This window comes from Streptomyces sp. NPDC088812 (assembly GCF_044750285.1).
Taxonomy (GTDB): Bacteria; Actinomycetota; Actinomycetes; order Streptomycetales; family Streptomycetaceae; genus Streptomyces.
On sequence record NZ_JBIVJP010000021.1, the window covers coordinates 127,157 to 143,373 of the forward strand.

Below are 16,217 nucleotides of genomic sequence, written 5' to 3' on the forward strand. Positions count from 1 at the left end.
GTGACGGGGAGTTGTGGACCGTGCGGGTGGCATAGGCATCAGAACTAAACCCCTATACCACCTCCCACCCTGCTGTGCGAACAACTTCTATTATTCGGCGCAAAGAGCTGAAAGCAGACGGTCGTCCGCGTTACTGTCAGTTTCGTGTTCGCTGCAGAACGTCGCCAATTGATCCTCGAAATGGTGCGAGCGAACGGAGCCGTGTCGCTCCGTGAGCTCGCCCGCGTCGTCCAGACCTCCGAAGTGACCGTACGGCGGGACGTGCGCGCACTGGAGGCAGAAGGACTCCTCGACCGCCGGCACGGCGGTGCGGTACTGCCGGGCGGTTTCACGCGGGAGTCCGGCTTTCCGCAGAAGTCCCATCTCGCGACCGCCGAGAAGACCGCCATCGCCGACCTCGCCGCGGGCTTCGTCGAAGAGGGCGAGGCCATCGTGGTCGGGGCGGGGACCACCACCCAGGAGCTGGCCCGTCGGCTCGCCCGGGTGCCCGGACTCACCGTGGTCACCAACTCCCTCCTGGTCGCCCAGGCGCTGGCCCACGCCAACCGGGTGGAGGTCGTGATGACCGGCGGCACGCTCAGGGGGTCCAACTACGCCCTCGTCGGCAGCGGAGCCGAACAGTCCCTCCAGGGGCTCAGGGTCTCCCGGGCCTTCCTCTCCGGCAGCGGCCTCACCGCCGAGCGCGGGCTCTCCACGTCCAACATGCTGTCGGCCTCGGTCGACCGGGCCCTCGTCCAGGCGGCCGCCGAGGTCGTCGTCCTCGCCGACCACACCAAGCTGGGCACCGACACGATGTTCCAGACGGTCCCCACCGACGTCATCACCCGCCTGGTCACGGACGAGCCGCCCACCCACGACGACCGCGCCCAGACCGAGTTGCAGGCCCTGGCGGACCAGGGAGTGCAGATCGCGGTGGCCGGGGCGTCGGGAAACCCGGGGGGTGACGCGGTCCCGGCGCGTCGCCAGCAGCAGCGCCGGGACGTCCCCCTGCCCGCGCCGCGCCGCGGCCAGGTCCCCGGCGCCTCGTCGGGCCTGCGCGCCACCACGGTCCTGGGCGAACAGCCCCCCGGCGGGGAACGGGCCAGGGTGGCCGACCTGCGCCGACGGTGAGACGACGGCCCCGGCCGGCGTGACGGGTCCGTTCGATCCGGTCGGTCCGGCCGAGCCGCCCGCCGTGACGGGACCGGCCGGTCCGGTCGTTCCGGTAGGTCCGGTCGACGTGGCGCCGTGACGGACCTGGTCGACTCGGCCGCCCCGGCAGCGCCCACGTCTTTCGTCGGCCCGGCGCCCGGTGCAGCCACCGCGTGCCGTTGGAGCGGTACGCCCGGACAGAGGCCGCCGCCGCGGGCCCCCGGGCCGTAGGCCCCGCGGAAAGCCGCTCGCCGTCGCGGGGCCCCGGGCCGTACGCCCCGCGGAAAACCGCTCGCCGTCGCCGGAGCCGACGCGAAGCCGCTCCGTGCCGCACGTCGCCCGATGGCGGGGCCGCGGCGTCGGAAGCGTCTGTCAGGGGACAGGGCCGCAGGGCCGGGCAGTGCCGCGCGCGCCAGCCGGAGTGCGAGGCCTCCGCCCGCGTACGAGCCCCCCGGTGGAGCCTCCGGTGTGTGTCCCGGAAAGCGAGGCGCCCGGCGGCCCGGAAGGTGCGGGCCGCCGGGCGCCTGGACGCCGGGTGAGGGGGGTCAGTCCTTGATCTCGCAGATCGCCGCGCCCGACGTGATCGATGCGCCGACCTCGGCCGACAGGCCCTTCACGGTGCCGGAGCGGTGCGCGTTCAGCGGCTGCTCCATCTTCATCGCCTCCAGGACGACGATCAGATCGCCCTCCTGGACCTCCTGGCCCTCCTCGACGGCGACCTTGACGATCGTGCCCTGCATCGGGGAGGCGAGGGTGTCGCCGGAGGCGACGGGGCCGGACTTCTTCGCCGCGCGGCGCTTCGGCTTGGCGCCGGCCGCCAGGCCCGTACGGGCCAGGGACATGCCGAGCGAGGCCGGGAGGGAGACCTCCAGGCGCTTGCCGCCGACCTCGACGACGACCGTCTCCCGGCCGCCCGCGTCCTCCTCCGCCTCGGCGTCGGCCGGCGAGGCGAACGGCTTGATCTCGTTGACGAAGCCGGTCTCGATCCAGCGGGTGTGGACCGTGAACGGGTCGGTGGAGCCGGTCAGCTCGGGCGCGAACGCCGGGTCCCGCACCACCGCGCGGTGGAACGGGATCGCCGTGGCCATGCCCTCGACCTGGAACTCCTCCAGGGCGCGGGAAGCCCGCTCCAGGGCCTCCTTGCGGGTACGGCCGGTGACGATCAGCTTGGCCAGCAGCGAGTCCCAGGCCGGGCCGATGACCGAGCCGGACTCCACGCCCGCGTCCAGCCGCACACCGGGACCGGTCGGCGGGTCGAACACGGTGACCGTGCCGGGGGCGGGAAGGAAGCCCCGGCCCGGGTCCTCGCCGTTGATGCGGAACTCGAACGAGTGACCGCGCAGCACCGGGTCGCCGTAGCCGAGCTCCTCGCCGTCGGCGATGCGGAACATCTCCCGGACGAGGTCGATGCCGGCGACCTCCTCGGTGACCGGGTGCTCGACCTGGAGACGGGTGTTGACCTCCAGGAACGAGATCGTGCCGTCGTTGCCGACGAGGAACTCCACCGTGCCGGCGCCGACGTAGCCGGCCTCCTTCAGGATGGCCTTCGAGGAGGAGTACAGCTCGGCGACCTGCTCCTTCGACAGGAACGGCGCGGGCGCCTCCTCGACCAGCTTCTGGTGGCGGCGCTGGAGGGAGCAGTCACGGGTGGAGACGACCACCACGTTGCCGTGGGTGTCGGCGAGGCACTGCGTCTCGACGTGGCGCGGCTGGTCGAGGTAGCGCTCGACGAAGCACTCACCCCGGCCGAAGGCGGCGACGGCCTCACGGACGGCGGAATCGTACAGCTCGGGGACCTCGTCGAGGGTGCGGGCCACCTTCAGGCCGCGCCCGCCGCCGCCGAAGGCGGCCTTGATCGCGATCGGGAGCCCGTGCTCCTTGGCGAAGGCGACGACCTCCTCGGCGCCGGACACCGGGTCGGGCGTGCCGGCGACCAGGGGCGCGCCCGCGCGCTGGGCGATGTGCCGGGCCGCCACCTTGTCGCCGAGGTCGCGGATGGCCTGCGGGGGCGGGCCGATCCAGATCAGGTCCGCGTCCAGGACCGCCTGGGCGAAGTCGGCGTTCTCGGAGAGGAAGCCGTACCCGGGGTGGATGGCGTCCGCGCCGGACTCGCGCGCGGCGTTCAGCACCTTGTCGATGTCGAGGTAGCTGGTCGCCGGAGTGTCACCGCCCAGGGCGAACGCCTCATCCGCGGCGCGGACATGCAGAGCGTCCCGGTCCGGCTCCGCGTAGACGGCAACGCTCGCGATACCGGCATCCCGGCAGGCCCGGGCCACACGGACTGCGATTTCGCCACGGTTGGCGATGAGCACCTTGCGCACGATTGAGGCTCCCTCCTTGAAACAAGCCGAGTTTAGGGACTGCCGACACGGCACTTCGACCCGTCCCCTCAGGTGAGCTTGCCCACACGGAGCGTGATACCAGGCTCACTCGACCGCGAAATCCCTTGCAGTACCGCCGTACGCAGCACTCCTTTCGGAAACCCTAGCCCTCTACTGTGGCCAAGGTCTCTGTGAGGGCGTGCTGCGGCCCACTCTGTTTCTTTGTCGAGTCCCTACGAATGGCCCAACGATTCTTTGCCGACCGCCGGACCCTTGTCCCGCCGTTTACCCGTTAGTAGCGTTCGCGATGTCCCGAACGTACTAGGGGTAACCACAGTCCCTCCGAGGGCTGGGACGAGAGTGGGCGGGGGAACCGGTGGTGCGCAGACCCGTGGCGGCGATCGTGGCGCTCGTGCTCTTCGGGGAGGCGCTCGGCGTGGCGGCGCTGAACTGGTTCCTCGGGATCGTCGTGGACCGGCAGGACATGTCGCTGGCGGGTCTGGACCCGGACACGATGTCGACCTCGTCGAAGGCCGGCGGAATCGTCTTCGGCCTCTACTTCGCCCTGTGCGGACTGGTCGCGCTGCTGGTGGCGGTGCGCGACCGGCAGCCCGCCGGGTTCGGCCGCGTCCTGCTGATCAGCGCCGCGGTGGTGCACGGGCTGCTGGGCGCGTTCGTGTGGGGGCTGGTGGGCCCGTCGGCGTTCGTGTTCATGATGGCCGTGCTGGCGCTCATCGTGCTGCTGCTGATGACGTACGACCGTCCGGTGGACGCGGGCGGGGACGCGGGCGGCGCCCCGGAGCCGTACGACGGCGGCCCCCGGGGCGGGCCCCGAGGCGGGCCCCGAGGCGGGCCCCGAGGCGGGCCTCAGGGCGACACGCCCGGCGACCCGCCGAAGGGCGGCGACGCGCCGCGGGGCGGTGCGCCCGCTCCGGTCACTCCGCCGGCGCCCACAACTCCGTGATGCCGACCCCCAGCTCGGCCAGCAGGCGCCGGACGAGGGGCAGGCTGATGCCGATGACGTTTCCGTGGTCGCCGTCGATGCCGTCGACGAACGGGGCCGACCGGCCGTCCAGGGTGAAGGCCCCGGCGACGTGCAGCGGCTCGCCCGAGGCGACGTACGAGGCGATCTCCTCGTCCGTGGGCTCACCGAAGCGGACGACGGTGGAGGCGACGCCGGAGACGTACCGGCCGGTGGCGGTGTCGTAGACGCAGTGCCCGGTCTGGAGCGTGCCCGCCCGCCCGCGCATGGCCTTCCAGCGGGCGGTGGCCTCCTCGGCGTCCGCGGGCTTGCCCAGGGCCTGGCCGTCCAGGTCGAGGACCGAGTCGCAGCCGATCACCAGAGCGCCCTTGACCTCGGGCTTCGCGGCCACGACGGAGGCCTTCGCCTCGGCGAGGGCGAGTGCCAGCTCGGCGGGCGTGGGAGCGGTGACGGCGTCCTCGTCGACCCCGCTCACGATCACCTCGGGGTCGAGGCCGGCCTGCCGCAACAGGCCCAGCCGGGCGGGGGACTGGGAGGCGAGCACGAGTCGGCGGCGCGGCTGATCAGTCATGCGGCCAGCGTATCGGCGCGCCGCAGGGCCTTCACGCCGGTCACACGGCACCCGCGGCGCCTCGGGCCGGCCGGTCCCTCCGGGGCCGACCGGTCACCGCACGCCGATCACGATCATCGCGAGCACCATGGCCAGCGCCATGAGGAGCCCGAGCCGCCGCAGCATCTCCTGCATGTCGCGCAGTTCCTTGGGCGGCTCGTTCTCGGGATCGGACCACAGCATGGTCTCCAGCGTGCGGCGAAGCCGTGGCCGGCGCCTGAGTACGCGTACTCAACTTCCCGCCGCGCCCCACGGCCCGTGCCCCGCCGCCCGCGCGTTCAGGGCCTAGCCGGGCCAGTACGTCCGTGCCCAGGTGGCCGGTCCCGGCTGGGGCAGGCGGTGGGCGGCGATGCGGGACGGGTCCGACCAGGAGTCGCGGGAGCCCTGCGCGCCGGACGGCGTGGCGGCCGCCGCCGCGGCGCGGGCCCGGACCACCGCCAGAGCGGCGGCCAGCTCCTCCGGGGTCGGGTTGCCCCGTACGACCTTGATCACAGCGGCTCCTTACAGGGGGATGTTGCCGTGCTTCTTCGGAGGGAGGGATTCCCGCTTGGTGCGCAGTTGACGCAGCCCGCGCACGATGTGCCGACGGGTGTCGGACGGCATGACCACCGCGTCCACGTAGCCGCGCTCGGCCGCGACGTAGGGGTTGAGGAGGGTGTCCTCGTACTCCTGGATGAGCCGGGCCCGGACGGCCTCGACGTCCTCGCCGCCCGCCTCGGCCTCCGCGAGGGTGCGGCGGTGCAGGATGTTGACCGCGCCCTGGGCGCCCATCACCGCGATCTGCGCGGTGGGCCAGGCCAGGTTGAGGTCGGCGCCCAGGTGCTTGGAGCCCATCACGTCGTACGCCCCGCCGAAGGCCTTGCGGGTGATGACCGTGATCAGGGGGACGGTGGCCTCCGCGTAGGCGTAGATCAGTTTCGCGCCGCGGCGGATGATGCCGTCGTGCTCCTGGTCGACGCCGGGCAGGAAGCCCGGCACGTCGACGAAGGTGATCACCGGGAGGTTGAAGGCGTCGCAGGTGCGCACGAAGCGCGCCGCCTTCTCGGAGGCCTTGATGTCCAGGCAGCCCGCGAACTGCATCGGCTGGTTGGCGACGATGCCGACCGGGCGGCCCTCGACGCGGCCGAAGCCGGTGAGGATGTTCGGCGCGTACAGCGGCTGCGTCTCGAAGAACTCGGCGTCGTCCAGGACGTGCTCGATCACCGTGTGCATGTCGTACGGCTGGTTCGCGCTGTCCGGGACGAGCGTGTCCAGCTCCAGGTCCTCGCCGGTGACGGTGAGGTCCGCCTCCTCCGGGAACGACGGGGCCTCGGAGAGGTTGTTCGACGGCAGGTACGACAGCAGCTGCTTGACGTACTCGACGGCGTCCTTCTCGTCGCCGGCCATGTGGTGGGCCACGCCCGACGTCGCGTTGTGGGTGCGGGCGCCGCCCAGCTCCTCGAAGCCGACGTCCTCACCGGTGACCGTCTTGATGACGTCGGGGCCGGTGATGAACATGTGCGAGGTCTGGTCGACCATCACCGTGAAGTCGGTGATCGCCGGCGAGTAGACCGCGCCGCCCGCGCACGGACCGACGACCAGGCTGATCTGCGGGATCACCCCGGAGGCATGGGTGTTGCGGCGGAAGATCTCGCCGTACGCGCCGAGCGAGGCCACGCCCTCCTGGATGCGGGCGCCGCCGGAGTCGTTGATGCCGATGACCGGACAGCCGGTCCTCAGCGCGAAGTCCATGACCTTGACGATCTTCTGCCCGTACACCTCGCCCAGCGCTCCGCCGAACACGGTGAAGTCCTGGGAGAACACGGCGACGGGCCGGCCGTCGACGGTCCCGTAGCCCGTCACGACGCCGTCGCCGTAGGGGCGGTTGGCCTCCAGGCCGAAGTGGGTCGAGCGGTGGCGGGCGAACTCGTCCAGCTCGACGAAGGAGTCCTCGTCGAGGAGGAGCTCGACGCGCTCACGGGCCGTCAGCTTGCCCTTGGAGTGCTGCTTCTCCACCGCACGTGCGGAGCCGGCGTGCGTCGCCTCCTCGACGCGGCGCCGGAGATCCGTGAGCTTCCCCGCGGTCGTGTGGATGTCGATCTCTTGACGCTCTTCACGCTCTTCCGGCTCGGACATCGGGATACGGCTCCCTGCCTGCTCAAAAGGGGGGACGGTTACTCATCCGTAGCGTAGTGGTGGCCCTACTGGTCGGCAGTGCGGTGTTCACCACACCTAGGGTGGCTTGCATGACGCCGCGAGATGCATCGGACGACCCCCACAGCCGCTGGTCCGACCTGGACCGGCCGCCGCTCAACGCCGCGGCGCTACGGCGCGGGCTCGTCCGGGAGGGCGGACTGTGGACCGGGCTGGACGTCGTGGCGCGGACCGGGTCCACCAACTCCGACCTGGTGGCGCTGGCGGCCGCCGGGAAGGCCGCCGAGGGGGCGGTCCTGGTCGCCGAGGAGCAGAGCGCCGGACGGGGGCGCCTGGACCGGCGGTGGACGGCACCGGCCCGCTCCGGGCTGTTCTTCTCCGTCCTGCTCGCACCGAGCGGGATCCCGGTGGCCCGCTGGGGCTGGCTGCCGCTGCTCACCGGGGTGGCGGTGGCGACCGGCCTCGCCCGCGCGGCGGGCGTGGACACGGCGCTCAAGTGGCCGAACGACCTGCTGGTGACCGTGGGCGGCGAGGAACGCAAGGCCGGCGGCATCCTCGCCGAGCGGGCCGGGGAGGACGGCGTCGTCGTCGGCGTCGGCATCAACGTCACCCTGCGCGCCGCCGAACTCCCGGTCCCGCAGGCGGGGTCGCTGGCGCTGGCCGGGGCGGTGAGCACCGACCGGGATCCGTTGCTGCGGGCCGTGCTGCGGTCGCTGGAGGAGTGGTACGGACGCTGGCGCGCGGCCGACGGCGACCCGGCCGACAGCGGACTGCACGAGGTGTACACGGCGGGGTGCGCGACCCTGGGCCGCTCGGTGCGCGCCGAGCTGCCGGGCGGCCGCTCCCTGGTGGGCGAGGCGGTCGCCGTCGATGGCGACGGCAGGCTGGTGATCGCCACGGAGAAGGGGGTGCAGGAGCCGGTGGGGGCGGGAGACGTGGTGCATCTGCGCCCGATGTGAACCCGGTGACGGCGGGACCTTACGGGTCCGGTCGAGGCGCCGGTGCCGAGGGGCGCCGGTCTGGAGGGGGCGCTGGGTCCCGAGGGGGCGCTGGGGTCCGGAGGGGGCGCTGGGGTCCGGAGGGGGCGCTGGGGTCCGGAGGGGGCGCTCGGTCACGAGGGGGCGCTGGGTCCCGGCGGGTCGCTGGGTCACGACGGGGCACTGGGTCTTGAGGGACCAGTGAGTCTCGGCGGGCCGCTGGGTCACGACGGGGCACTGGGTCTTGAGGGACCAGTGAGTCTCGGCGGGCCGCTGGGTCATGACCCGGGCACTGGGTCTTGAGGGACCAGTGAGTCTCGGCGGGCCGCTGGGTCATGACCCGGGCACTGGGTCCTGAGGGACCGCTGAGTCCCGGCGGGGCGCTGGGGCCCGACGGGTCCCGGTCCCGAGGGGGCAATGGGGCCCGACGGGTCCCGGTCCCGGGTGGGCTCCGGTGAGGCTGGCCTCGGAGAGCCCCTGAGCTCCGGCGGACCTCTGGAACGGTGGACCCCGGGCTCCGGCTGCCCCCTGGAACTCAACGCGTCCCGGAGGGGGCCCGGCGGGCTGCGGCGGGCCGCGGAGGGCTCCGGCGGGCCGCGGAGGGCTCCGGCGGGCCACGGAGGCCCCCGGCGGGCCGCGGAGGGCTTCGGCGGGCCGCGGAGGGCCCCGGCGGGACCGGGAGGCCGGTGGTACCCGTGTCCGCACCGTTCGTCCTAGTCCCGGGCGGCGGGGCGCCCTCCGGTTCCGGCTTGCGGAGTGAGCTGGCGCACACCTGCCGTAGAGTTGAGGCCGGTCGATACCTGACCGCTGTAGATCGGAAGGGCAGCAGGCGTGACCGTCGACGACACGGGCTCCGGCGCGGGCGCGGACGGCCGGGTTGACCATCCTCCGCACTCGGCCTCGGCCGAGCGGGGGGACCCCCAGGCCACCGAGCCCGGCGACGACCCGCTCGCCCTGCGCCTGGAGCAGCTCATCCTCGGCGCCGAGCGGCGCTACACCCCCTTTCAGGCGGCCCGCAGCGCCGGTGTCTCCATGGAGCTGGCGTCCCGTTTCTGGCGGGCGATGGGCTTCGCCGACATCGGGCAGGCCAAGGCGCTCACCGAGGCCGACGTGCTGGCGCTGCGGCGGCTCGCGGGTCTGGTGGAGGCGGGCCTGCTGAGCGAGGCGATGGCGGTGCAGGTGGCCCGGTCGACCGGGCAGACCACCGCCCGGTTGGCGGAGTGGCAGATCGACTCCTTCCTGGAGGGGCTGACCGAGCCGCCCGAGCCGGGGATGACCCGCACCGAGGTCACGTATCCGATCGTCGAGCTGCTGCTGCCCGAGCTGGAGGAGTTCCTCGTCTACGTGTGGCGCCGGCAGCTCGCCGCCTCGGCCGGGCGGGTCGTGCAGGCCGCGGACGACGAGGAGATGGTCGACCGGCGGCTCGCGGTCGGGTTCGCCGACCTGGTCGGGTTCACGCGGCTGACCCGCCGGATGGAGGAGGAGGAACTCGGCGAGCTCGTCGAGGCCTTCGAGACGACCGCCGCCGACCTGGTCGCCGCGCGGGGCGGGCGGCTCATCAAGACGCTGGGCGACGAGGTGCTGTACGCGGCCGACGACGCCGGTACCGCCGCCGACATCGCGCTGCGGCTCGTGGAGACGATGAGCAACGACGAGACGATGCCCGAGCTGCGCGTCGGCATGGCGTTCGGGACGGTGACCACCCGGATGGGCGATGTCTTCGGCACGACCGTCAACCTGGCCTCGCGGCTGACGTCCATAGCGCCGCGGGACGCCGTGCTCGTCGACAGCGCGTTCGCCGAGGAGGTCATCCGCACCGGCGACGCGCCCGCCTCCGAGGCGGAGGCCGCCGAGGAGGCCGTCGCCGCGGAGAAGGAGGGCAAGGAGCCGCCCGTCTACCGCTTCGCGCTCCAGCCGATGTGGCAGCGGCCGGTGCGCGGCCTCGGCGTGGTCGAGCCCTGGCTGCTGACCCGCCGCGACGACGGCGCCCGCTGACGACGCCCCTCAGGATCCGAACGGGTCGACGCACAGGCCGACGACGGGAACGCACAGCCCCGGTCGGCCCGGGGGCTGGGGCCGGGGCAGGGGCGCGGGCGGCGCGGTGCTCGGCGCGGGCGGCGGTGCCGGCACCGCCGTGGGGCGTGGGCCGGTGGTCGTCACGGGGGCGGGAGCCGGCGAGGTCGGGGTGACGGAGGCGCGGGGCGCGGTGGACGCGGGTGCCACCCCGGGGACGGCCGGGGTGTGGGCGACGGAGGGCCGCGCACCGGGGATGCCGGGAGACGGGGTGTGCGGGGCGGCGGGGCCGGCGTTCGTCCCGCCCAGGGCACCGGGAGCCGTCGGGGCGACGGCGCCGACGGCGCCGATGGCTGCCGCGTCGGCCGGACGGCCGGTGCCCGGGGCCGCGCTCGGGCCCGGGACGGAGGTGGGCCGGGGAACCGCTCCCGTCGGGCCGGCGCTGCCGACGCCCGGGTCGGGCGACAGCCGGACGACGCCCAGCACAGCGGCGGCCAGCACGAGACCGGCGGCGGCGAACAGCGCCCTGCGGGGACGGGAGCGGCGGTGCCGGCCCCGGGGAGCGCTCCGCAGCCGGCCCGGCGCCGCCTCCCGGAAGCCGTCGCGGACGCCGTTCGCGGTCGGCGTGCTCACCGGCGTGCTCGTCATCGCGTTCCCTCCCCGGTGTGGTCGCGCCCCCGATGCGCCGGGGCGGACGCACGTTATGCGCTGCCCTGGGCGGTCGGGCGGGAGTTCGCACGGGATGTCACTCGAACGGGTGGGCGGACCTGCCCGCACCCCCCTTGTCCCCGTCCGCTCCCGTCCCCCGCACCCGGCTCCTCCCCCTCCTCCCTCGTTTGCCCCGCCCGCCCCGCCCGCCCTTCCCCCCGCCCACCCGGCCTGGGATGATCGGGCGAGCGGTAGGTGTTAACCCGCGTTAACCAGTGTCGATCCGGAGGGTGTCGTGAGCGGTGACGTGAGCGGTGACGTGAGCGGTGTCGTGAGTGAGGAGCGGTTCGGGGAGTCCGTGCTGGTGCGGCGGCACGGGGACGGGCAGGTCGGGGAGCTGGCCCTGGACCGGCCGAAGGCCATGAACGCCGTCTCGACGGAGCTGGCCCGGTCGATCGCGGCGGCCTGCGCGGCACTGGGCGGCGACCGGGAGGTTCGGGTGGTCGTGGTGACCTCCACGCACGAACGGGCCTTCTGCGTCGGCGCCGACCTGAAGGAGCGGAACTCCCTCAGCGACGCCGAGCTGGTGCGGCAGCGGCCGGTGGCGCGGGGGGCGTACACCGGGGTGCTGGAGCTGCCGGTGCCGACGGTGGCGGCGGTGCACGGGTTCGCGCTGGGCGGCGGGTTCGAGCTGGCGCTGGCGTGCGACGTGATCGTGGCGGACCGTACGGCCGTGGTCGGGCTGCCCGAGGTGTCGGTCGGGGTGATCCCGGGCGGTGGCGGGACGCAGCTGCTGCCCCGGCGGGTGGGGGCGGCACGAGCCGCCGAGCTGATCTTCAGCGCACGGCGGGTGGAGGCCGCGGAGGCGCGGGAGCTGGGGCTGGTGGACGTCCTGGTGGAGGCGGGGCGGGACCGCGAGGAGGCGTTGGCGCTGGCCGCGCGCATCGGGGCGAACTCCCCGGTGGGGCTGCGGGCGGCCAAGCGGGCCCTGCGGCTGGGGCAGGGGCTGGATCTGCGGGCCGGACTGGAGGTCGAGGACGCGGCCTGGCGGGCGGTGGCGTTCTCGGGCGACCGGGCGGAGGGCGTGGCGGCGTTCAACGAGAAACGGACGCCGCGGTGGCCGGGTGAGTGACGCGGTTCCTCCGGCGGCGGTCCGCCCGGCGGTGGTTCCTCCGGCGGTGGTGCGCCCGGCGGTGGTGCGCCCGGCGGCGGTGCGCCCGGTGGCGGTGCGCCCGGCGGTGGTTCCTCCGGCGGTGGTGCGCCCGGCGGTGCGCCCGACGGTGGTGCGCCCGGCGGTGGTGCGCCCGGCGGCGGTTCCCCCGGTGGCGGTCCGCCCGGCCGTGGTCCGCCCGGTCGCGGTCTCCTCCGGCCGGGAGGGGGCGCGGGACGAGGGCGCGTGACTTCGGGTGCCTTCTGTTGCCGCCTTCGTAGGCAAAAGTCCCTAACCTGGTGAAATGGGTGAGGACAGACGCCTCGCGGCCGTGGTGGCGCTGGCGCAGGGGATGGCGGCCGCGCACACGCCCCGCGAGTCGTGGCGGGCGGCGGCGTTCGGCGCGTGCCGGGCACTGGCCGGCGCGTTCGCCGCGCTCTCGGTGTGGGAGCGGGATCTCGGGCGGCTGCGGGTCCTGGCGAACGTGGGGGACCGGGCGCCGGACGAGGACGAGTTCCCCGAGGGTGAGGCCTATCCGGTGCACCAGTTCCCGGAGATCACCGAGTTCCTGCACGAGCGCTGGGTGGCCGGCGGCGAGCCCAACGCCTGGGTGGAGACGGCGCGGGGACCCGCCGCCGGACGGCCCGGCTACTGCCAGCAGCGGGTCGCCGCCCTGCGCCGGCGCGGCCGCGGCTCCTGCGTCGTCGCGCCGATCGTGCTGCACGGCCGTGCCTGGGGCGAGCTGTACGTCGCCCGCTCCACCGGCGCCCCCGTCTTCGGCCGGGCCGACGCCGACTTCGCCACCGTCCTCGCCGCCGTCGTCGCCGCCGGGCTCGCACAGTCGGAGCGGCTGGAGGAGGCCCGCAGGCTCGCCTTCACCGACGCCCTCACCGGCCTGGCCAACCGCCGCGCCGTCGACGTACGGCTGGAGGAGGCCGTCGAGCGGCACCGGGCGCACGGGGAGACGGTGAGCCTCGCCGTGTGCGACCTCAACGGGCTCAAGCGGGTCAACGACACCCAGGGGCACGCCGTGGGGGACCGGCTGCTGGAGCGGTTCGGGTCGGTGCTGTCGCTGTGCGGGGCGATGCTGCCCGGCGCGCTCGCCGCGCGGCTCGGCGGGGACGAGTTCTGTCTGCTCGCCGTCGGTCCGCCGGCCGACGACGTGGTGAAGGTCGCCGGCGAACTGTGCCGGCGGGCCGCCGAGCTGGAGCTCGGTGAGGGCGTGGCCTGCGGGGTCGCCTCCACGGACGACCCCATCGGGCCGGTGCGCTCGGCCCGGCGGCTGTTCCGGCTGGCGGACGCCGCCCAGTACCGGGCCAAGGCCGTACGGGCCGCCCGGCCGGTGGTCGCGGGCCGGGAGGGGCCCGACGACCCCGTCGTACGCCTCGCCGACGAGCCGCCGCGGGGACCGGCCGCCGAACGGCGGAGCTTCCGCGGGCTGCCGAACTGAACCGGCGGTGTGACGCATCGGTAAGGGGCGAACCCCGCCCCCACAGGTGACATCCCCGTCTTCACTGCGTACGCTCCTGAATATGGATATGCATACTGTGCTGGTGGGGACGTCCGGGGTGACCGCGTCCGACGTGCTCGCCGTGGCGCGCGGCGGCGCCCGGGTCGAGCTCTCCGGGGAGGCGGTGGCGGCCCTCGCCGCCGCCCGCGAGATCGTGGACGCGCTGGCGGCCAAGCCCGATCCCGTCTACGGCGTCTCCACCGGATTCGGCGCCCTCGCCACCCGGCACATCAGCCCGGAACTGCGCGCGCGGCTCCAGCGCAACATCGTCCGCTCGCACGCCGCCGGCATGGGGCCGCGGGTCGAGCGGGAGGTCGTCCGGGCCCTGATGTTCCTGCGGCTGAAGACGGTCTGCTCCGGGCACACCGGAGTGCGCCCCGACGTCGCGCAGTCCATGGCCGACCTGCTGAACGCCGGCATCACCCCCGTCGTCCACGAATACGGCTCCCTCGGCTGTTCCGGCGACCTCGCCCCGCTGTCGCACTGCGCCCTGACGCTCATGGGGGAGGGGGACGCCGAGGGCCCCGACGGCGTCGTACGGCCCGCGGGCGATCTGCTCGCCGAGCACGGCATCGCGCCCGTCGAACTGCGGGAGAAGGAGGGGCTCGCCCTCCTCAACGGGACCGACGGCATGCTCGGCATGCTGCTCATGGCCCTGGACGACCTCGACACCCTCTACAAGTCCGCCGACGTCACGGCCGCCCTCAGCCTGGAGGCCCTGCTCGGCACCGACAAGGTGCTCGCCCCCGAACTGCACGCCATCCGCCCGCACCCGGGACAGGCGGCCAGCGCCGCCAACATGCTCGCCGTGCTGAAGGGCTCGGAGCTGACCGGCCACCACCAGGACGACGCGCCCCGCGTCCAGGACGCCTACTCGGTGCGCTGCGCCCCGCAGGTCGCCGGCGCCGGACGGGACACCCTGGCGCACGCCCGGCTGGTCGCCGAGCGGGAACTGGCGTCGGCCGTCGACAACCCGGTGGTGCTTCCCGACGGCCGCGTCGAGTCCAACGGCAACTTCCACGGCGCCCCGGTCGCCTACGTCCTCGACTTCCTCGCCGTCGCCGCCGCCGACCTCGCCTCGATCGCCGAACGGCGCACCGACCGGCTCCTGGACAAGAACCGCAGCCACGGGCTGCCGCCGTTCCTCGCCGACGACGCCGGTGTCGACTCCGGGCTGATGATCGCGCAGTACACGCAGGCCGCGCTGGTCGCCGAGATGAAGCGGCTGGCCGTACCCGCCTCGGCGGACTCGATCCCGTCCTCCGCCATGCAGGAGGACCACGTGTCGATGGGCTGGTCGGCGGCGCGCAAGCTGCGCACGGCCGTCGAGAACCTCGCGCGCGTGCTCGCCGTCGAGCTCTACGCCGCCACCCGCGCCGTCGAACTGCGCGAGGGGCTCACCCCGGCGCCCGCGACCCGGGCCGTCATCGACGCCGTCCGCGCGGCGGGCGTCCAGGGGCCCGGACCCGACCGGTTCCTCGCGCCCGACCTCGCGGCGGCGGACGGGTTCGTGCGCGGGGGACGGCTCGTGGCCGCCGCGGAGACGGTCACCGGGCCGCTGCGTTGACGCCCTCTCCTGCCCGAGGGCAGGAGATTCCGGTCCGTACCGCTACGCGGTACCACCTTGGGTTCCTGTTTCACGGGCCTCTGCCGACCGGTGAGGGTCGGTCTTACGTGGCCTCCGCAGGCCTGACTTCCCGCCCGTCCGGCAGGGCGATTCTGGCCGTGCCGCTGCGACCCTCCGGGCCGCTACGGGCAGGATGCCCTACACCTCCACCCTGAAGGGTGGAGCACTGGGCAAGTGTTCGGTAGCGGGCGGGGCGGACGGGGAGACGGTCACCGGGCCATCGGGTGGGCGGACGGGGAGGGCAACCGGACCCCGCGGTGGCCGACGCGCCGGGGCCCCGCCGCGCGCACGCGCACGGCGGGGCCCCGGACGGTCACTTCAACTTGGCGACCTGCGCCTCGACCACGGCGGCCGGGACCTCGTGCTCGCCGCCGTTCGCCAGCGCGGACAGGTTGATCGCGTAGAACGTGGCCAGCGTGCCGCCGCTGCGGACCACCTCGACGTGGAACGTGGCCGGGCCGTCGCCGCCCGTGTCGACCACGGCGGCGAACGCGGCGGACCCGTCGCCCGCCACCGAGGCCTGGTCCGCCGTGATCTTGGTGATCTTCTGGTCCTCGCCGTCGGCGGTGATGCCGAACCCGCCGGAACAGGCGTCGATGCCGTCGGTGACGGCCTTCAGGGCCTTCTCGGCGCCGTCCCCGTCGTAGGAGGACAGACCCACGAACGTCGCGGCGACGTCGAAGGCGTCCTCGATGTCGGCCTCGGTGAGGTCCTCCACCGAAGTGGTGGCGTCCGCCGACTTGTCCTCCGTCACCGTGTTGCTCGCGCCGGCGTCCGTCTCACCCGGCGGGAGGGCGGCCATGGCGTAGGCGAGCGGCGCGCACGCCTCGTCGTCGACCTTCACCGTGCTCTTGGACTTCGGGAGCGTGTCGTCGCCCGATTCGACGTTGAGCCCCTTGACCTCGCCCTGGGCGAGGAGCAGCCTCTCCAGTTCGGCCGCGGTCAGTGCCTCGGCGGCCGGAGCCGACGACGAGGCGGCACCGGAACCGGAGCCGGACCCCTTGGACCCCTTGTCCTTCTTCCCGCCGTCGCTGGAGCAACCCGTGACGAGCGCGAGCGACAGCGCCCCCACGACAGCCGCGGCGCACAGCCGCGCCCCCGATGATCTGTTCATG

General features: G+C 74.1%; 15 protein-coding genes. 8 read left to right on the top strand and 7 right to left on the bottom strand.

Annotated elements, in window-relative coordinates; translation table 11 throughout:
* The first annotated feature begins 144 nt into the window (after nucleotides 1-144).
* Nucleotides 145-1,110: a DeoR/GlpR family DNA-binding transcription regulator gene (locus ACIP67_RS31905; protein ID WP_401696389.1), complete on the top strand. Its 966-nt coding sequence runs from the start codon at nucleotides 145-147 to the stop codon at nucleotides 1,108-1,110.
* Nucleotides 1,111-1,676: 566 nt separating this feature from the next.
* Here ACIP67_RS31905 and ACIP67_RS31910 read toward each other — a convergent pair.
* Complete coding sequence (locus ACIP67_RS31910) at nucleotides 1,677-3,452, bottom strand: acetyl/propionyl/methylcrotonyl-CoA carboxylase subunit alpha (RefSeq protein WP_401696390.1); 1,776 nt, start codon at nucleotides 3,450-3,452, stop codon at nucleotides 1,677-1,679.
* A 376-nt stretch (nucleotides 3,453-3,828) separates the two neighbouring features.
* Here ACIP67_RS31910 and ACIP67_RS31915 point away from each other — a divergent pair, with 376 nt between their 5' ends.
* Nucleotides 3,829-4,416 carry a hypothetical protein gene (locus ACIP67_RS31915; RefSeq protein ID WP_401696391.1) on the top strand — a complete coding sequence of 196 codons (588 nt, stop codon included), beginning with the start codon at nucleotides 3,829-3,831 and terminating at the stop codon, nucleotides 4,414-4,416.
* On the opposite strand, the gene ACIP67_RS31920 is transcribed toward ACIP67_RS31915, so the two are convergent.
* From ACIP67_RS31920 to ACIP67_RS31935, 4 genes are all read right to left on the bottom strand, one after another.
* On the bottom strand, nucleotides 4,388-5,005 hold the full coding sequence (locus tag ACIP67_RS31920; protein WP_401696392.1) for a Maf family protein: 618 nt from the start codon (nucleotides 5,003-5,005) through the stop codon (nucleotides 4,388-4,390). The genes ACIP67_RS31915 and ACIP67_RS31920 overlap by 29 nt on opposite strands.
* A 93-nt stretch (nucleotides 5,006-5,098) precedes the next feature.
* The gene (gene mmpB, locus ACIP67_RS31925; protein WP_385070529.1) at nucleotides 5,099-5,227 is read right to left on the bottom strand and encodes a morphogenic membrane protein MmpB; all 129 of its coding nucleotides are present in this window, start codon (nucleotides 5,225-5,227) and stop codon (nucleotides 5,099-5,101) included.
* A 102-nt stretch (nucleotides 5,228-5,329) separates the two neighbouring features.
* Nucleotides 5,330-5,536, bottom strand: coding sequence for an acyl-CoA carboxylase epsilon subunit (locus ACIP67_RS31930; RefSeq protein WP_389513647.1), 207 nt, complete (start codon nucleotides 5,534-5,536; stop codon nucleotides 5,330-5,332).
* A gap of 9 nt (nucleotides 5,537-5,545) precedes the next feature.
* Nucleotides 5,546-7,159, bottom strand: coding sequence for an acyl-CoA carboxylase subunit beta (locus ACIP67_RS31935; protein ID WP_401696393.1), 1,614 nt, complete (start codon nucleotides 7,157-7,159; stop codon nucleotides 5,546-5,548).
* Nucleotides 7,160-7,269: 110 nt separating this feature from the next.
* On the opposite strand from ACIP67_RS31935, the gene ACIP67_RS31940 reads away from it, so the two are divergent.
* Complete coding sequence (locus tag ACIP67_RS31940) at nucleotides 7,270-8,136, top strand: biotin--[acetyl-CoA-carboxylase] ligase (protein WP_401696394.1); 867 nt, start codon at nucleotides 7,270-7,272, stop codon at nucleotides 8,134-8,136.
* An 849-nt stretch (nucleotides 8,137-8,985) separates the two neighbouring features.
* Nucleotides 8,986-10,149, top strand: coding sequence for an adenylate/guanylate cyclase domain-containing protein (locus ACIP67_RS31945; protein WP_401696395.1), 1,164 nt, complete (start codon nucleotides 8,986-8,988; stop codon nucleotides 10,147-10,149).
* A gap of 9 nt (nucleotides 10,150-10,158) precedes the next feature.
* Here ACIP67_RS31945 and ACIP67_RS31950 read toward each other — a convergent pair whose 3' ends face one another.
* A complete protein-coding gene (locus tag ACIP67_RS31950; protein ID WP_401696396.1) occupies nucleotides 10,159-10,815 on the bottom strand; it encodes a hypothetical protein in 657 nt (218 codons plus the stop codon).
* A 331-nt stretch (nucleotides 10,816-11,146) separates the two neighbouring features.
* On the opposite strand from ACIP67_RS31950, the gene ACIP67_RS31955 reads away from it, so the two are divergent.
* The 4 genes from ACIP67_RS31955 to hutH all read left to right on the top strand — a co-directional run bounded on the left by ACIP67_RS31955 (nucleotide 11,147) and on the right by hutH (nucleotide 15,042).
* Nucleotides 11,147-11,947, top strand: coding sequence for an enoyl-CoA hydratase/isomerase family protein (locus ACIP67_RS31955; RefSeq protein ID WP_401696465.1), 801 nt, complete (start codon nucleotides 11,147-11,149; stop codon nucleotides 11,945-11,947).
* On the top strand, nucleotides 11,940-12,215 hold the full coding sequence (locus ACIP67_RS31960; RefSeq protein ID WP_401696397.1) for a hypothetical protein: 276 nt from the start codon (nucleotides 11,940-11,942) through the stop codon (nucleotides 12,213-12,215). Before ACIP67_RS31955 ends, ACIP67_RS31960 begins: the two co-directional genes overlap by 8 nt.
* 54 nt (nucleotides 12,216-12,269) lie before the next feature.
* Nucleotides 12,270-13,415 carry a diguanylate cyclase domain-containing protein gene (locus ACIP67_RS31965; protein ID WP_401696399.1) on the top strand — a complete coding sequence of 382 codons (1,146 nt, stop codon included), beginning with the start codon at nucleotides 12,270-12,272 and terminating at the stop codon, nucleotides 13,413-13,415.
* An 88-nt stretch (nucleotides 13,416-13,503) separates the two neighbouring features.
* Nucleotides 13,504-15,042, top strand: coding sequence for a histidine ammonia-lyase (gene hutH, locus ACIP67_RS31970; RefSeq protein ID WP_401696468.1), 1,539 nt, complete (start codon nucleotides 13,504-13,506; stop codon nucleotides 15,040-15,042).
* 373 nt (nucleotides 15,043-15,415) lie between these two features.
* Here the strand turns inward: hutH and ACIP67_RS31975 are convergent, their stop codons facing one another.
* A complete protein-coding gene (locus ACIP67_RS31975; RefSeq protein WP_401696400.1) occupies nucleotides 15,416-16,216 on the bottom strand; it encodes a hypothetical protein in 801 nt (266 codons plus the stop codon).
* Nucleotide 16,217: the final 1 nt, after the last annotated feature.